Origin of the sequence: Streptomyces sp. H27-H5, assembly GCF_026627505.1 — a bacterium.
GTDB lineage: Bacteria > Actinomycetota > Actinomycetes > Streptomycetales > Streptomycetaceae > Streptomyces.
Window position 1 is genome coordinate 16168 of record NZ_JAPNLK010000089.1, and the last position, 16519, is coordinate 32686.

15 protein-coding genes are annotated in these 16519 nt (G+C 72.8%); 10 read left to right on the top strand and 5 right to left on the bottom strand.

What is annotated here, in order from left to right:
* Positions 1–64: 64 nt before the first annotated feature.
* The 4 genes from OTB19_RS32900 to OTB19_RS32915 all read left to right on the top strand — a co-directional run bounded on the left by OTB19_RS32900 (position 65) and on the right by OTB19_RS32915 (position 4283).
* On the top strand, positions 65–1282 hold the full coding sequence (locus tag OTB19_RS32900; protein WP_267802353.1) for an amidohydrolase family protein: 1218 nt from the start codon (positions 65–67) through the stop codon (positions 1280–1282).
* Positions 1273–2436, top strand: a complete 1164-nt coding sequence (locus OTB19_RS32905) for an acyl-CoA dehydrogenase family protein (protein WP_267802354.1) — start codon at positions 1273–1275, stop codon at positions 2434–2436. Before OTB19_RS32900 ends, OTB19_RS32905 begins: the two co-directional genes overlap by 10 nt.
* Positions 2437–2440: 4 nt before the next feature.
* The gene (locus tag OTB19_RS32910; RefSeq protein WP_267802355.1) at positions 2441–3343 is read left to right on the top strand and encodes an acyl-CoA dehydrogenase family protein; all 903 of its coding nucleotides are present in this window, start codon (positions 2441–2443) and stop codon (positions 3341–3343) included.
* A 466-nt stretch (positions 3344–3809) separates the two neighbouring features.
* Positions 3810–4283, top strand: coding sequence for an ATP-binding protein (locus OTB19_RS32915; protein WP_267802356.1), 474 nt, complete (start codon positions 3810–3812; stop codon positions 4281–4283).
* 212 nt (positions 4284–4495) lie between these two features.
* On the opposite strand, the gene OTB19_RS32920 is transcribed toward OTB19_RS32915, so the two are convergent.
* On the bottom strand, positions 4496–5422 hold the full coding sequence (locus OTB19_RS32920; RefSeq protein WP_267802367.1) for a cyclase family protein: 927 nt from the start codon (positions 5420–5422) through the stop codon (positions 4496–4498).
* Between the two features lie 109 nt (positions 5423–5531).
* Here OTB19_RS32920 and OTB19_RS32925 point away from each other — a divergent pair, with 109 nt between their 5' ends.
* The 3 genes from OTB19_RS32925 to OTB19_RS32935 are packed head-to-tail and all read left to right on the top strand — an operon-like array spanning position 5532 to position 8777.
* Positions 5532–6452, top strand: coding sequence for an SDR family NAD(P)-dependent oxidoreductase (locus OTB19_RS32925; RefSeq protein WP_267802357.1), 921 nt, complete (start codon positions 5532–5534; stop codon positions 6450–6452).
* Between the two features lie 10 nt (positions 6453–6462).
* On the top strand, positions 6463–7713 hold the full coding sequence (locus OTB19_RS32930; RefSeq protein WP_267802358.1) for an acyl-CoA dehydrogenase family protein: 1251 nt from the start codon (positions 6463–6465) through the stop codon (positions 7711–7713).
* A complete protein-coding gene (locus OTB19_RS32935) occupies positions 7710–8777 on the top strand; it encodes an alcohol dehydrogenase catalytic domain-containing protein (RefSeq protein WP_267802359.1) in 1068 nt (355 codons plus the stop codon). The genes OTB19_RS32930 and OTB19_RS32935 overlap by 4 nt, the downstream gene beginning before the upstream one ends.
* A gap of 100 nt (positions 8778–8877) precedes the next feature.
* Here the strand turns inward: OTB19_RS32935 and OTB19_RS32940 are convergent, their stop codons facing one another.
* Positions 8878–9489 (bottom strand): flavin reductase family protein, encoded by a 612-nt coding sequence (locus tag OTB19_RS32940; RefSeq protein WP_267802368.1) that lies wholly within the window; start codon positions 9487–9489, stop codon positions 8878–8880.
* Between the two features lie 268 nt (positions 9490–9757).
* On the opposite strand from OTB19_RS32940, the gene OTB19_RS32945 reads away from it, so the two are divergent.
* A complete protein-coding gene (locus OTB19_RS32945) occupies positions 9758–10537 on the top strand; it encodes a VOC family protein (RefSeq protein ID WP_267802360.1) in 780 nt (259 codons plus the stop codon).
* Positions 10538–10577: 40 nt separating this feature from the next.
* On the opposite strand, the gene OTB19_RS32950 is transcribed toward OTB19_RS32945, so the two are convergent.
* The 3 genes from OTB19_RS32950 to OTB19_RS32960 all read right to left on the bottom strand — a co-directional run bounded on the left by OTB19_RS32950 (position 10578) and on the right by OTB19_RS32960 (position 15173).
* Positions 10578–11417 carry an enoyl-CoA hydratase/isomerase family protein gene (locus OTB19_RS32950; protein ID WP_267802361.1) on the bottom strand — a complete coding sequence of 280 codons (840 nt, stop codon included), beginning with the start codon at positions 11415–11417 and terminating at the stop codon, positions 10578–10580.
* A 56-nt stretch (positions 11418–11473) separates the two neighbouring features.
* Entirely contained in the window at positions 11474–13708 is a 2235-nt protein-coding gene (locus tag OTB19_RS32955; RefSeq protein WP_267802362.1) for an acetate--CoA ligase family protein, read from the bottom strand.
* Positions 13709–14003: 295 nt separating this feature from the next.
* Positions 14004–15173, bottom strand: coding sequence for a flavin-containing monooxygenase (locus OTB19_RS32960; protein WP_267802363.1), 1170 nt, complete (start codon positions 15171–15173; stop codon positions 14004–14006).
* Positions 15174–15388: 215 nt separating this feature from the next.
* Here OTB19_RS32960 and OTB19_RS32965 point away from each other — a divergent pair, with 215 nt between their 5' ends.
* Together OTB19_RS32965 and OTB19_RS32970 are read left to right on the top strand one after the other, a co-directional pair.
* Complete coding sequence (locus OTB19_RS32965) at positions 15389–15841, top strand: DoxX family membrane protein (RefSeq protein WP_267802364.1); 453 nt, start codon at positions 15389–15391, stop codon at positions 15839–15841.
* Positions 15838–16350, top strand: a complete 513-nt coding sequence (locus OTB19_RS32970) for a Zn-ribbon domain-containing OB-fold protein (RefSeq protein ID WP_267802365.1) — start codon at positions 15838–15840, stop codon at positions 16348–16350. The genes OTB19_RS32965 and OTB19_RS32970 overlap by 4 nt, the downstream gene beginning before the upstream one ends.
* Positions 16351–16519: the final 169 nt, after the last annotated feature.

Consider the following 16519-nt stretch of genomic DNA (forward strand, 5'->3'; position numbering starts at 1 on the left):
TCGGTCCAGGGGTGGCGGAGCTAGCTTGTTTCTGACGATCCATCAGATAGGGCGAGGGGACACCATGGAACTGCCTCGGATCATCAGCGTCGACGACCACGTGATCGAGCCCGCGCACCTCTTCGACGTGTGGCTGCCCGCCAAGTACCGCGACCGCGGCCCCAAACCGCTGACCGCCGGCATCGGCGAACTCGCCTACACGGGCGGCAAGTACGTGATCACCATGGACCCCGACGGCCCGCCGACCGACTGGTGGATCTACGAGGACCTGAAGTTCCCGTACAAGCGCAACATCGCCGCCGTCGGCTTCGACCGCGACGACATGACCCTGGAGGGCATCACCCGCGAGGAGATGCGCCGGGGCTGCTGGGACCCCAAGGCGCGGCTCGTCGACATGGACCTCAACCACGTCGAGGCCTCGCTGTGCTTCCCGACCTTCCCGCGCTTTTGCGGTCAGACCTTCGCGGAGGCGCACGACAAGGAGGTCGCGCTGGCCTGCGTGCGCGCCTACAACGACTGGATGGTCGAGGAGTGGTGCGGCGACAGCGGCGGCCGGCTGATCCCGCTGTGCATCATCCCGCTCTGGGACATCGACCTCGCCGTCGCCGAGATCCGGCGCAACGCCGCGCGCGGGGTCCGGGCGGTGACGTTCTCCGAGATCCCGACCCACCTCGGGCTGCCGTCGATCCACTCCGGGTACTGGGACCCCTTCTTCGCCGTCTGCCAGGAGACCGGCACCGTCGTGAACATGCACATCGGCTCCTCCTCCCAGATGCCCGCCGCGTCCCCCGACGCGCCGCCCGCCGTGCAGGCGTCCCTCAGCTTCAACAACGCGATGGCCTCGATGATGGACTTCCTCTTCTCCGGGGTCCTGGTGAAGTACCCGACGCTGAAGCTCGCCTACAGCGAGGGCCAGATGGGCTGGATCCCGTACGCGTTGGAGCGCGCCGACGACGTCTGGCGCGAGCACCGGGCCTGGGGCGGGGTCCGCGACCTGATCCCCGAGCCGCCGTCCACCTACTACTACCGGCAGATGTTCTGCTGCTTCTTCCGCGACAAGCACGGCATCGCCTCGCTCGACGTCGTCGGACGCGACAACGCGACCTTCGAGACCGACTACCCGCACGTCGACTCGACCTTCCCGCACACCAAGGAGGTCGCCCTCGACCACGTCGAGGGCCTCGACGAGGAGACGGTCTACAAGCTGATGCGCGGCAACGCCATCCGCATGCTGGGGCTCGACCTCGACAAGGGCCTGCGGGCGGAGCGCCAGTGGACCTGACCCCCACCGAGGAGGAGCGGGAGTTCCGGGCCCGGCTGCGCGAGTGGCTGGCCAAGGTGCTGCCCGAGCTGCCCGCCAAGCCGTCGCCCGACGACTGGCCCGGCCGGCGCGCGTACGACGCGGGCTGGCAGCGCCGGCTGTACGACGCCGGGTACGCCGGACTGCACTGGCCCGTGGACGCCGGCGGGCAGGGCGCCGGCCCGACCCGGCACCTGATCTTCCTGGAGGAGACGGAACGCGCCGGCGCCCCCTATGTCGGCGCCAACTTCGTCGGGCTGCTGCACGCCGGCCCGACCATCGCCGCCGAGGGCACCGCCGAGCAGCGGGCGCGCTGGCTGCCGCCCGTCCTGCGCGGCGACGAGGTGTGGTGCCAGGGGTTCAGCGAGCCGGGCGCGGGCTCGGACCTGGCCGCGCTGCGGACCCGCGCCGTGCGCGACGGCGACGAGTACGTCGTGACGGGGTCGAAGATCTGGACCTCGCACGCGGAGGTGGCGGACTGGTGCGAGCTGCTGGTCAGGACCACCCCCGTGGACGCGGACACCCCCAAGCACCGGGGGATCACCTGGCTGGCCATGCCGATGGACGCACCGGGCGTGACGGTCAGGCCGCTGCGCACCCTCGCGGGATCGACCGAGTTCGCGGAGATGTTTCTGGACGAGGTGCGGATCCCGGTCGGCCACCGGGTCGGAGCCGAGGACGACGGCTGGCGGGTCACGATGGTGACCCTGTCCTTCGAGCGGGGGACCGCCTTCGTCGGCGAGGTGGTCGCCTGCCGGCGGACCCTCGGGGAACTGGCCCGCACCGCCAAGGCGAACGGGCGCTGGGACGACCCCGTCGTACGGCGCGCCCTGGGCCGCCTCCACGGCGAGTTCGGGGCCCTGTGGCGGCTGACGCAGTGGAACGTCGGCGAATCGGAGCGCTCCGGTGGCGTCCCGGGCACCGGCGGCAGCGTCTTCAAGCTGGCCTACTCGCACGCCCGGCAGGAGCTGTACGACGTCGCCGCCCTGGTGCTGGGCGCGGGCTCCCTCGCGCTGGACGAGGAATGGGTGCTGGACCGCCTCTCGTCCCTGTCGTACACCATCGCCGCGGGCACCTCGCAGATCCAGCGGAACATCGTCGCCGAGCGGATCCTCGGCCTCCCGAAGGGCCGGTGACCCGGTGGACTTCCAGCCGACCGAGGAACAGCGGGACCTGCGGGCGGGCGTACGGGGCCTGCTGGCCGCACGGTACGGGCGCGAGGCCCTGCGGGCGTCCGTCGAGTCCGAGGTCTGCGTGGACCGGGACCTGTGGCGGCGGCTCGGCGAGGCCGGCTTCTTCGCGCTGCGCCTCCCCGAGGCCGAGGGCGGGGTCGGGCTCGGTCTCCCCGAGGCGGTCCTGGTCTTCGAGGAGGCCGGGCGGGCTCTGGTGCCGGGGCCGCTGGTGGCCACGCACCTGGCCGCCGGGACGGTGCCGGGGGCCGCGGCCGGGACCGCCGTGGTGACGGCCTCGGACCTGGACGGGTCCCTGGTGGCGCACTGGGGGGAGGCGGACGCCGTGCTCGGGCTGCCGCAGTTCGCCTCGACCCCGGCCGAGCCGGTGCGCTCCGCGGACCCGCTGACCCCGCTGCACCGCGTCGCGTCGGCCCCGGTGCCCGGCGCACACCGCGACGAGGGCGCGCTGCTGACGGCCGCGCTCCAGGTGGGGAGCGCGCTGCGGACGCTGGAACTCGCGGTCCGGTACGCGGGGGAGCGCGAGCAGTTCGGCCGCCCGATCGGCGCCTTCCAGGCGGTGAAGCACCTGTGCGCCGAGATGCTGGTACGGGCCGAGGTGGCTCGTACGGCGGTCTACGCGGCGGCGGTCACCGGCGACCCCGGGGAGACGGCGGCGGCGAAGCTGCTGGCGGACGAGGCGGCCGTACGCAACGCCCGGGACTGCCTCCAGGTGCACGGCGGCATGGGGTTCACCTGGGAGGCCGACGTCCACCTGCACCTGAAACGGGCCTGGGTGCGGGCCGAGCAGTGGCGCACGGCGGCCGAGGCGGAGGAACTGCTGGCGAGGGACCTGCTGGAGGGCGTGGTGTAGCGGGGTTCAACGGCGGTCGGAGTGACGGGAGGTGTGCCGCGGTGTAGCCGGGGCGGGGCGGGGTACCCGGGGAATGGCATCCGGAGGGAGGCGTTCGGAAGGGCCCGCGGGTACCCGGTCACGGGGACCGGCTCGTGGGCGCCGGCTCGGTATGGCACGGAGGCACGGGAGGGACGCGGCGGGACGCATGTCTGATTACAGAGAGTTGATATCGGTTTGTGTCCTTCGCCCGGCACATTACGGACCGGAGTCGGGTGCTCGCTCGGGTACGCTCCGACGAATGCGAGCGGTTGAGCGGCGTGAGCGTCGCACAGTATGCACCACGCCTACTCCTTCGCGCGGGAATATGCCCGAAGCGCTTGTTGTGGTGACTGTACGTCAACCATGCTGCTCCGCAAGGGGGTCACGGATCGTGATCCCGTTCCGTCGTGAGGCGAAGTGTCCGCCGGTTCGGATGGTGTGAGCGGTGCAGGTGCTTCAGGTTCAGCTTGAGGTAGGCGCGGACCCCGCCGAGGTCGGCCGGGCGCGCCGGTGGGCGCGATCCAGGCTGGCGGGCTCCGGCATAGGGGACGACGAGCCGCTCGCCGAGACCCTGATCCTGCTGATCTCCGAACTCGTCACCAACGCGGTCGTCCACACGGGCTGTCCGGCGGTGCTGCGGATGCTGTTCGGCGGGCCGGGGGTGCGGGTCGAGGTGGCCGACGCGAGCGACCGGGCGCCGGCCCGCCGGCAGGCAGCCGGGGACGACACGGGCGGCCGCGGCCTGGAGCTGGTGGACGGCTTGGCGGACCGCTGGGGCTGGCAGCCCGAGGGTGCGGGCAAACGGATCTGGTGCGAGGTCGACCGGGCGGAGAAGGCGGCCGCGGACTGCGCCACGGACGGCCCCCGGAATCCTTCCGAACATTTTGACCAGAACCGGGAACCCCGCGTGTACCTCTAACGAGGTGTTGACGGTTCGTCACATCTTGATCACTCTGGTGGGGAGCGATTCGTCGCGAGGGGACGCCAAGGGTCCTGCCTTGACGAGTGCGGGTCGTGGGGTGGCGGCTGCCGTGCCGCGCTCGGGGCGTGCATGCGCGTCGCCGCCACCCGCAGGTCGAACCGCGCCCGGGGCCCGCGAACGGGCCCCGGGGCGGGCACCTTGAGCGGCGGTCAGAGGATGGCGACCGGGGCGACCGGGGTGCCCACCGCGCCGACGAAGGGTTCCGGCATCGCGGAGAGCAGGAACGCGTGGCGGGATTCTTGTGCACAGGCTGTGGACAACTTTTCGAGATTCCAGTTCTGGCCCTGGTGCATGCCCATCTCCACCAGGTCCAGCGCGTGCACCGGCAGCCAGAGGTTGTCGATCTCCGGCGGGAAGATCTCGAAGGTCAGGGTGTCATTCGCGACGGCCGCCACGTCCCGGGCGTGGAACCACTCGGGCGTACGGACGGACAGGCCGGGTGACGGGAAGCCGTAGCCGTGCTTGTCGCCGGCCAGGTAGGCCTGGATCTGGCCCGTGCGGACCAGGACGATGTCCCCCGCGCGGACGGTCACCCCGCCGAACTCCTCCGCCTCCGCCAGGTCCTCGGGCGTCACGGCGTGGTCGCCCGGGAGTCGGTCCAGGCCCTTGGCGCGGGCCACGTCCAGCAGGACCCCGCGCGAGACGATGGGTCCCGCCTTGTCGATGCCGCTGAACTCCGCGCGGCCGTGCGCCGTGACGGTGCCGGCGGGGCGGCCGTTGTAGATCCTCCCGGAGTGGGAGACGTGGGTGAGGGCGTCCCAGTGGGTGGCGCACTGGAGTCCCATCGTCACGGCGTCGTCGCTGCACGCGACCGTGCCCGGGCCGAAGATCTCCTGGTTGACCTGCACCATCGTGTGCAGCGGGTTGATCCGGCCGGGGATCATGCCCACCTGTACCCCGTCCTCCTTCAGCGGGAGCGCGAGCGGGATCCGGCGGCCGGTGCGGATCTCGGTGGCGGCCGCCCGGACGACCTCGTCGGTGATCAGGTTGAGGGTGCCGATCTCGTCGGAAGCGCCCCAGCGGCCCCAGTTGTTGACGCGCTTGGCGATGTCGTGGAACTCGGCGGGCATGCCCATCTGACTCATCAGCTCCTTGCCATACGGAACCCAACAGGGGCTTGTGCAGGCGCGTCCGCCTGCCCATAGAATCTAACGGTCCGTCAGAAATCGCGGGAAGGGGTCGGGCGTGGGGAACTTCTTGGCAGGCAAGGTCGTCGCCGTCACCGGCGCGGGCCGGGGCATCGGGCGGGCCGTGGCACTCGCCGCGGCCGCCGAGGGCGCCCGGGTCGTCGTCAACGACTACGGCGTCGGCATCGAGGGCGGCGAGCCCACGAGCGAGATAGCCGAGGCGGTGGTCAAGGAGATCGTCGCCTCGGGCGGCGAGGCCGTGGCCGTCGCCGACGACGTCTCCACGATGGCGGGCGGACAGCGCATCGTCGACACCGCGCTCGCCCGGTACGGGCGGATCGACGGGGTCGTCTGCGTGGCGGGCATCCTGCGCGAGCGGATGCTCTTCAACATGTCCGAGGAGGAATGGGACCCGGTCGTCGCCACCCACCTCAAGGGCACCTTCACCGTCTTTCGCGCCGCCTCCGCCGTCATGCGCAAGCAGGGCGGCGGCACCCTGATCGGCTTCACCAGCGGCAACCACCAAGGCTCCGTCGCCCAGGCCAACTACAGCGCCGCCAAGGGCGGGATCATCTCCCTCGTCCGCTCCGCCGCACTCGGGCTCGCCAAGTACGGGGTCACGGCCAACGCCGTCGCGCCCGTCGCCCGTACCCGGATGTCGGCCAACGTGCCCATGGACCTCAAGGAGATCGGCGAGCCCGAGGACGTCGCCGCGCTGGTCACCTATCTGCTCTCCGACCGGGCCGTCGCCGTCGGCGGCGAGCCGATCACCGGACAGGTCTACACGATCGCCGGCCCGAAGATCGCCGTGTGGGCCCAGCCGCGCGAGCTGCGCGCCGGGTACGCGGAGGGCTCCTGGACCCCGGAGAAGATCGCCGACTTCCTCCCCGGCACGGTCGGCACCGACCCGATGCCGATGCTCGCGCAGCTCGAAGCCATGGCGAAGGCGGCGGCCGCCAAGGACCGCCCCAACGCGTAGAGGGGGGCCGGTGGACTTCAGCTTCGGGGCCGAGGACGAGGCGCTGCGCGCCCGCGCCCGGTCGTGGCTGGCGGGGCACCTCGTGGGACCGTACGAAGGGGCCGTCGGCCTCGGCGGACCCGGCAGCGAGCACGAGGAGGTGACGGCGCGGCGCGCCTGGGAAAGGGAGTTGGGCGCCGGCGGCTGGATCGGGCAGGGCTGGGAGGTCCCGGACGGGGCTTATGGACAGCAGCGGCTCTCCCTGACCGGGCAGGTGGTGTGGGCGGAGGAGTACGCGGCGCTGCGCGCACCCGGCCGGGTCGGCCACATCGGGGAGAACCTCCTCGCCCCCACCCTGATCGCCCACGGGAGCCGGGAGCAGCGCGAACGCTTCCTGCCCGGGATCGCGCGGGGCGAGGAGCTGTGGTGCCAGGGGTACAGCGAACCGGGCGCGGGGTCCGACCTCGCGGGCATCCGCACGAAGGCGGTCCGGGATCCGGGCGTCCCGGGCGGACCGTACCGGGTCACCGGGCAGAAGATCTGGACCTCCCTGGCCCGGGACGCGGACTGGTGCTTCGTCCTGGCCCGGACGGAGGCCGGGTCGCGGCGGCAGGCGGGACTGTCGTTCCTCCTCGTGCGCATGGACCAGCCGGGCCGCGTCGAGGTCCGGCCGATCCGGCAGATGTCGGGGACGGCGGAGTTCAACGAGGTCTTCTTCGACGGGGCGCTCGCCGTCGAGGTCGTCGGCGGCGAGGGCAACGGCTGGTCGGTGGCCATGGGGCTGCTCGCCCTGGAACGCGGGGTGTCCACCCTGGTCCAGCAGATCGGCTTCGCGGCGGAGCTGGAGCGGGTGCTGGCGGCGTACACGACCTCCGGCGCGGGTGACGCCGGGTGCGGGGTCGCCGGGCGCGGGTCCGCGGGCGAGGGAGACCCCGTGCTGCGGGACCGTCTCGTACGGCAGTGGGCCGAGCTGCGCACGATGCGGTGGAACGCGCTGCGGACCCTGGGCGCGGCCGGCGACGCGGGCGCGCCGAGCGTGGCCAAGCTGCTGTGGGGCGGCTGGCACAAGCGGCTCGGGGAACTCGCGGTCGCGGTCCGGGGCGCGGCGGCCGCCGCCGGGCCCGCGGACTGGGCGCCCGGCCTGCCCTACGAACTCGGACTCGACGAGGAGCAGCGCCTGTTCCTGTTCACCCGCGCCGACACGATCTACGGCGGCTCGGACGAGATCCAGCGGAACATCATCGCCGAGCGCGTGCTCGGCCTGCCGAAGGAGCCCAGGTGAGAGGCGTCGTGTTCGACGGCAAGCAGGCCCAGGTGGTCGAGGATCTGGAGATCCGCGACCCGGGGCCGGGAGAGGTGCTCGTCGCGATCGCGGCGGCCGGGCTGTGCCACAGCGACCTGTCGGTGATCGACGGGACGATCCCCTTCCCGCCGCCGGTGGTGCTGGGGCACGAGGGGGCGGGCGTGGTGGAGGCGGTCGGCGTCGGGGTCACCCACGTGGTGCCCGGCGATCACGTCTCGCTGTCCACCCTCGCGAACTGCGGGGCGTGCGCGGACTGCGACCGGGGACGGCCCACGATGTGCCGCAAGGCGATCGGGATGCCGGCGCAGCCGTTCTCGCGGGGCGGGAAGCCGCTGTTCCAGTTCGCCTCCAACTCGGCCTTCGCGGAACGGACGATCGTGAAGGCCGTGCAGGCGGTGAAGATCCCCTCGGACATCCCGCTGACCTCGGCGGCGCTCATCGGGTGCGGGGTCCTGACGGGCGTCGGGGCGGTGTTGAACCGGGCCAGGGTCGACCGGGGCGATTCGGTCGTCGTCATCGGCACCGGCGGCATCGGGCTCAACGTGCTCCAGGGCGCGCGGATCGCGGGTGCGACCACGATCGTCGCGGTGGACGCGAACCCGGCGAAGGAGGCGGTGGCCCGGCAGTTCGGCGCCACGCACTTCATCGACGCCTCGGCGGTCGCGGACTCCTCGGCGGCGGTGCGGGAGATCCTGCCCACGGGGGCGGACCACGCCTTCGAGTGCGTGGGCAACGTGAAACTGATCCGCCAGGCCGTCGACCTCCTGGACCGGCACGGGCAGGCGATCCTGCTGGGCGTGCCGGGCTTCAAGGAGGAGGCGTCGTTCCTCGTGTCGTCCATGTACCTGGACAAGACGATCATGGGATGCCGGTACGGATCCTCGCGCCCCCAGCGCGACATCGCCCTCTACGCCGAGCTGTACCGGCAGGGAAGGCTGCTGCTGGACGAACTCGTCACCGAGGTCTACCCGATCGAGGACTTCGCGAAGGCGGCCGACGACGCCCACCACGGCCGGGTGGCCCGCGGGGTCCTCACCTTCTGAACCGCCCTCCGCGTCACCCCCCGCGGCGGACGGGTGAGGCGGACGGCGAAGGGCCCGGCCGGCGGGGAATCCGCCGGTCGGGCCCTTTCGGGCCGGCGCGTCAGTCCGTGAAGCGGCCGAAGCGGCCCTTGTGGAAGAGCAGGGGGTCGCCCTCGCCGTCCGCGCCCATGGCCTCGACGCGGCCGATGACGATGAGGTGGTCCCCGCCGGTGTGGACGGCGTGGATCCGGCAGTCGATCCAGGCGGGCACGTCGTCGAGCCGAGGCGATCCGGTGACGGGGCTCGGGTGGTGCGGCACACCGGCGAACTTGTCGGCGCCGCTCACGGCGAACGACCGGCACAGGCGGCCCTGTTCGGCCCCCAGGATGTTGACGCAGAACACCCCGGCGCGGGCGATGCGCGGCCAGGTGGTCGACGTACGGGCCACCATGAACGTGACCAGGGGCGGGTCGAGGGAGAGCGACGCGAAGGACTGGCAGGCGAAACCGGCCGGCCCGTCCTCGTCCGCGCCGGGCGGGGCGGTGATGACCGTGACCCCGCTGGCGAAGTTCGACAGCACGGCCCGGAACTCGGCGGGGCTGACGGGCGCGCGCTCGTCCTCGCCGACGGCCCGCAGGTCGGGGCGCGGCAGCGTGTTGACGGGTTCCGGCTCCGCCGCGGCAGAGGTGGGGGAGCCCACTGACCTGAGGTATCGGACGACGGTGGCCGCCATCCCTGCGTGTCCCATCACAGAACGATTGAAGCTGACGGAGCGTCAGATAGGAAGGCTTGGGCGGGATCGGCCGGATCCGGCCGGCGGGCGTGGCGGTGGGTGGGTCGGCGGGGCGGCGGTCGGGGGCGGCGGGTCGGTGTCGTACGGGCGAAATGCCCCCGTACGGGTGAAACCGGCGCCTCGCGCGGACTCGAACGCCCGGCTGTTCCACGCGGGCTGGGCATCGTGGCACCCGTCCCGTCGGCCCCGTCCACCCAGGAGGAACCTCATGCTCGGCACCGATTTCCGTACCGGCTCGCCCAACTGGCTCGACCTCGGCAGCCCCGACATCGCCAGGGACGCGGCCTTCTACGGCGCCCTCTTCGGCTGGGAGTTCGTCTCCGCCGGCCCCGACGCCGGCGGCTACGGGTTCTTCCGGCTGGACGGCAAGACCGTCGCCGCCATCGGCGCGCTCACCGAGGAAGGGGCGAAGCCGGCCTGGATGGTGCACTTCGACACCCGCGACATCCAGGCCACCGTCCAGGCGATCAAGGACGGCGGCGGCACGATCCGCATGGAGCCCACCGACGTCATGGGACAGGGGTGGCTGGCGCAGGCCACCGACCCGCAGGGCGCGGAGTTCGCCCTGTGGCAGTCCGGCCGGACCGCCGGCTTCGAGGTGGGCTCCGCCCCCCACAGCCTCATCTGGGTGGAACTCCACGTGCCGGACCCGGCCCGGGACATCGCCTTCTACCACGGCGTGTTCGGCTGGCGGCACGCGGCGATGCAGGCGACGCCCGAGATGACCTACCGCGTGCTCAGCATCGCCGACGGGGACCAGCAGGACGGCTCGTTCGGCGGCGTCGCCCCCTCGCAGGGCGGAGGGCCGACGGGCTGGGTGCCGTACTTCAACGCGCCGGACGTCGACGGCATCGTCGCCAAGGCCACCGAGAACGGCGGCACGGTCCTGATGCCGCCCGCCGACGTGCCGAGCGTCGGCCGGATCGCCTTCCTCACCGACCCCGCGGGCGCGATGTTCGCCCTGCTGAAGCCCGACCCGCAGATGTAGTCCCCGGGCGTGATCCTTCGCCGCGGCCCTGGGCCGGTCCTCAGCGGCCGAGGTACTTGGGGGTGCGGCGCTCCACGAAGCTAGCCACGCCCTCGTTCGCGTCGGCGGTGGTCATGTTGATCTCCTGGGCGGTGGCCTCGGCGGCCAGGGCGGTCGCCCGGTCACCGTCCAGCGAGGCGTTGACCAGCTGCTTCGTCAGGGCGATGGCCCGGGTCGGGCCCCGCGCGAGGCGCTCCGCCCACTCCCGGGCCGTCGCCTCCAGGGCCCCGGCCGGCACCACCTTGTTGACCAGACCCAGGCGTTCGGCCTCGGCGGCGGGGACGGCGTCCCCGAAGAACATCAGCTCCTTGGCCTTCTGCGGGCCGAGCAGCCTCGGCAGCAGGTACGCGCCCCCGCCGTCCGGGACCAGCCCGCGGCGCACGAACACCTCGATGAACCGGGCCGGTTCCGCCGCGATCACCAGATCGCAGGCCAGCGCCAGATGGGCGCCGATCCCGGCGGCCGTGCCGTTCACGGCGGCGATCACCGGCTTCTCGCAGTCGAGGACCGCCGTGATCAGCCGCTGTGCCCCCAGCCGGATCATCCGGGCCACGTCCCCCGCGATCCGCTCGCCGGCGGCGGGACCCCCGCGCAGATCCGCCCCGGCGCAGAACCCCTTGCCGGTGGCGGTGACGACCACGGCCCGGACGGCGGGATCGCACGAGGCCGCGTCGAGCAGCGCGATGACGCGCTCGCGCTGCTCCCTGGTGACGGCGTTCATGGCCTCGGGGCGGTTCAGGGTGATCCAGGAGACGCCGTTCTCGGTGCGGTGCAGCACGAGCCGGTCGACGTCCGGTGCGGTCGTGGCGTCCGGTGCGGTCGCGATGTCCGGTGCGGTCATGGGGTACGGGCTCCAGTCGGTCCGGGCTCGGGAGGGGCGGGGGGACGAACGTCCGTTCAGCGACAGATGGCCAGCGCGTCCAGCGCCACCGCACCCTGGCCGCGCGGGAGGACCATCAGCGGGTTGATGTCCAGTTCGCAGAGCACGTCGCCCAGCTCCAGCGCCATCCGCTGGACCCGCAGGACGACCTCCACCAGCGCGTCCACGTCCGCCGGCGGGGCGCCCCGTACGCCCTCCAACAGCGGATGGCCGCGCAGTTCCGTCAGCATCGCCCGCGCCTGGTCCTCGCCGAACGGCGGCACCCGCACCGCCGCGTCGCGCAGCACCTCGACCAGGACCCCGCCGAGGCCCACCGTGACGGTCGGCCCGAAGAGGTCGTCCCGGGTGACGCCGACGACCATCTCCACGCCGCGCTCCACCATCTGGCAGACGAGGATCCCGTCCAGCGGGACGCTCTCGTAGCGCGCGATGTCCGTCAGCTCCCGGTACGCGTCGCGGATCTGGCTCGCGGAGGTCAGGCCGATCTTCACCAGCCCCAGCTCCGTCTTGTGACCGAGCTGCGGGCCCGAGGCCTTCATCACCACCGGGTAGCCGACCAGTCCGGCCGCCCGGACGGCCGCCGCGGCGCTGGTCACCAACTGCTCGCGGGGGACCCGTATCCCGTACGCCCGCAGCAACTGCTTCGCCGCGTGCTCGCTCAGCTGCTGGCCGGGACGCATCAGGGCCTGCGCCTTGCGGTACGAGGGCGAGGGCGTGCGCGGTGCCTCGTCGAAGGGGGAGCGGTAGGACGCGGTGAACCGGTGGTGGCCGAGGTAGGCCCGCACCGCGGTGATGCAGTTGCCGAAGGTGCGGAACGTGGCGACGCGGGAGGAGCCCAGCAGGGTCGTGCGGTACGCCTCCTCGGTGCCGACGGGGGACCCCCAGATCACGCAGATCAACTTGTCGCTCTGCTCGGCCGCGTCCACCAGGTCCTGGGCGAGCTTGTCGCTCATGGGCGGGAACGGGCCGGTGATCGGGCAGATCAGCACGCCCACGGACGGGTCGGCCAGGATCGCGTCGATGATCTTGCGGCCGCGCCAGTCGCCCACGGGGTGACCGCCGTTGTCCACGGGGTTCGCGACGTTCAGGTACTCCGGGATCCACTGGTGCAGCTCGTCCTGCTTGGCCTGCGTCAGGGTCGGCAGGCTCAGGCCCGCCTCGGTGGCCAGGTCGGAGAAGTGGGCGCCCGTGCCGCCGGAGATCGAGTACACGACCACGCCGTCCGCCAGCGGCTTGCGGGCCCGCGCCAGCAGGGCGGCGGTGTCCTGGAGTTCGTCCAGGCCGTCCACGCGGATCACCCCGAACTGGCGCATGGCCGCGTCCACGACCGTGTCCGCGCCGGTCAGCTTCCCGGTGTGGGAGGCGGCCATCCGGGCGCCCGTCTCGGTGCGGCCGACCTTGACCGCGACGACCGGCACGCCGTTGCGGGCGGCCCGGTCGGCGGCCAGCAGGAAGGACCGGCCGTCCTTGAGCCCCTCGACGTAGCAGGCGATGGCGCCGACCTCGGGCCGCTCCGCGAAGTAGGAGATGAAGTCGGAGGTCTCCAGGTCGGCCTCGTTGCCCGTCGGCGCCCAGTGCGAGAGCCGGATGCCGAGCTCCTGGAGCGTGTACACGGGCCGGCCCTGGTGGCCGGACTGGGTGATCAGCGCGATCGCCGGGCCGTCGAGGTCGTCGCGGAACGCCTCGAAGGCGTTGAGGTTGGTGTTCGGGCCGAGCAGGCGCAGCCCCGAGCGTTCGACGGCGGCCGAGAGCCGGGCCTGTGCGGCGGCCCCGGCGTCGCCCGTCTCCGCGAAACCGGAGGCGAAGGCCACCGCGAACTTCACCTTGGCCTCGGCCAGTTCCTCGATGACGGGCAGCGGATCGCCGACGAGCAGGACCGCCAGGTCCACCTGCTCGGGCAGGTCGGCCACCGAGGCGTGGCACGGCAGCCCGAAGACGGTGGCGCGGGTCGGGTGGACGGGGTGGATCCGGGCGCCGACCCGCTCCGCCCAGGCGAGGAGCTGCCGCGTGATGCCGGTGTTCGGCCTGCCCTCGGCGTCGGAGGCGCCGATGACGGCCACCGACTCGGGCCGGAAGAACCGGTCCAGGTCGGGCACCTCGGCGTACAGGGGTCGACCGCTGACGTCCAGCGCGACCGCGTCCTCGGCGGACGGCGCCGCCGTGGAGTGGACGGCTGTCCTGGGAGTCTCCCCGCAGGCCTCGACGCGTGCGCGGAAGTCGGTGGTGAGGGTGCCGTGAGTAGATCCAAGCATCGTTCCGCCCGCTCCTGCTCGATGAACTCCATGAACCGAACTCATGAACGCACAACGCGAATGCGCGACGTGGGTGCGCCAACTGACGCGTAGTCAGATTACTGAACTGACGCGCCGTCAGGAACAGGCCTGCGCAGGAAAGGTGGTGGAGGTGATGTGGTGAACGGTGGCAGATCCCCCCACCGCGGGTCCAGGCGGGATTCGGCCGAGGCCGCCGGGGGCCTGGGTGCGGGCTGCGGTGGGGGGCTGCGGCGAGGCCTCGGGCGGGGTGCGGTCGGGGTCGTGCGGGGCGGGCTCAGGGGCGGGCGCGGTCCTTCCGGGCCACCGCCCTGGCGATCTTCCGGGCGTCCAGCGCCAGTTCGCGGAACATGCCGCTGATGGGGTTGGTGAAGCCGGTGAAGTACAGGTCGGGCGCGTGCGCGGGGGTGCGGGCGCCGTGCACGCGCGGCCGTCCCCGGCCGTCCAGTACGTCGAGGTGGCCGACCAGCCCCTCCAGGGAGCGCCGGTAGCCGGTCGCCGCGATCACGGCGTCCGGGGCGATCCGCGTACCGTCCGCCAGCACCACCTCGTCGCCGTCGAGGGCGTCCACCGCGGCGACCGGTTCGACCCGGCCCGACCGGACGGCGTCGATCAGCCCGACGTCCTGGATCGGGATCGCGCCCTGCCGGACCCTGCTGTAGAGGCCGGTGGTGGGGCGGGGCAGCCCGTACGCCGACAGGTCCGGGACGGAGGCCCTCGCCACCAGCGCGGAGAGCCGGTCCACGAGCCGTACGGGCAGTCGGCGCACCAGGATCCCGGTGCGCTGGGCCGGCCAGCCGCAGGTGGAACGGCGCACGATGTGCGGGGCGGTGCGCACGGCGAGCCGCACCCGCGCGGCGCCGCCCTCGGCGAGGTCCACGGCTATCTCGGCGCCGGTGTTGCCGACGCCGACGACCAGCACGTCCCGGTCCGCGTACGGGGTGGCGCTCCGGTAGTCGGCGGCGTGCAGCAGTTCCCCGCCGTACGTGTCCCGGCCCGGCCACTCCGGCAGCCGGGGGGTGTGGTTGAAGCCGGTCGCCACGATCACGGCGCCGGCCGCCAGCTCCCGGCCGCCGCTGGCGTGCAGGGTCCAGCCGGAGTCGTCCGCGGCCCGCTCGATCCGCGTCACCTCGACCCCGGTGACCAGCTCCAGCTGGTGGAACTCGGCGTACTTCTCCAGGTAGCGCACCACGTTGTCGCGCGCGACCCAGCGCCCGAAACGACGTGGCACGGCCAGGCCGGGCAGTGCGGAGAGCCGTCGCGTGGTGTGCAGGCGGAGCCGGTCGTAGTGGCGGCGCCAGGAGGAGCCGACGGCGTCGGACTTCTCGACGACCACGGCGCGGACCCCGCGGCTGCGCAGGGCGGCGGCGACGGCGAGGCCGCCGGGACCGGCGCCGATCACGTACGTGGGGCGGGGGTGGGTGGTCATGTCGGGAGCTTCGGGCATGAGGAGTGATCGTATCGACACACAGAGTTGGTGGGTCTCGGACGAGGAGGGAAACGGTTGCGGATCGATCACGGGGGTGGGGTGGGGGTCCTGTGTTCGGGCTCATGGGTTCCGTGCGCGGGCCTCGCGGGGTTCGGTGCGCGGGGCCTTGCGGGATCGGTGCGGATCCGCTCAACTGACGTACCGTCAGATCGCGAGAGGGGTGGAGGACGCCGATGCAGACCATCTGGCTCAGCGGGGCCGAATGGACAGCCGTGCTCCGGATAGGCCTCGGCCTGTGGTGGCTGGAGAGCTGGCGGCACAAGGACAAGAAGGGCTGGTTCGAACGCGGCACCGGCATCGCCTGGGCCGCCGACGTCGCCGGCAAGCACCGGTGGGGCTTCGTGAAGGGCGGCTTCGACACGGTCGTCCGGCCGCGGCCGAAACTCATGGCGTACGTGGTCGTGTACGCGGAACTCGCCCTCGGACTGGGCCTGGTGCTCGGCCTCCTGACCCCCGTGGCGCTGATCGGCGGACTGCTGCTGAACCTGCTCTACCTCGTGCTGATGATCCACGACTGGGCCGAGCAGGGGCAGAACGCGATGATGGCGCTCATCTCGGTCGTCGCGCTGTTCGCGATGGGCTGGCAGGTCTGGTCACTCGACGCGGCGATGGGACTCTTCCTGTGAACACGGTCCGGTACGACCTGCCCGAGGTCGACGACTTCACCCGCCCGTACTGGGAAGCGGCGGCGGAAGGCCGGCTCCTCGTACGCCGCTGCGCGGACTGCGGGCGCGCCCACCACTACCCGCGGGAGTTCTGCCCGTACTGCTGGGCGGGCGAGGAGCGCGTGACGTGGGAGCAGGCCGGGGGGCGGGCCGTGCTGTACACGTGGTCGGTGATCCACCGCAACGACCTGCCGCCGTTCGGGGAGCGGGTGCCGTACGTGGCGGCGGTGGTGGACCTAGAGGAGGGGCCGCGGCTGATGACGGAGCTGGTGCGGTCCGGGGACGGGTCCTCCGGGGGTGGGTCCTCCGGGGCGGTGCTCGGCGGGGCGGTGCTCGGCTGGGGCGGGGCCGGGGCCGGGGCCCTGTTGGGCGGGGCCGGGTTGCGGGTCGGGATGCCGTTGGAGGTGGCGTTCCGGCAGGCGGCGGAGGGGGTGTGGGTGCCGGTGTTCGGGGTGGTGGCGGAGCGGTAGCCCTGGCCTGTGCCCTGGCCGGGCGGTGGTGGTTGGCGCTTTGCTGCCTGCCGCCTTGCTGTCGTCTGCTGCGGGTCCCGGCTGCGCCGGGCGCCTCAAGCGCCGGCGGGGCTGGGGGTGGGGGCCGGGCGGGGGGTGGGGGTGGGGGGCGGGGGGGGGGGGGGTCCGG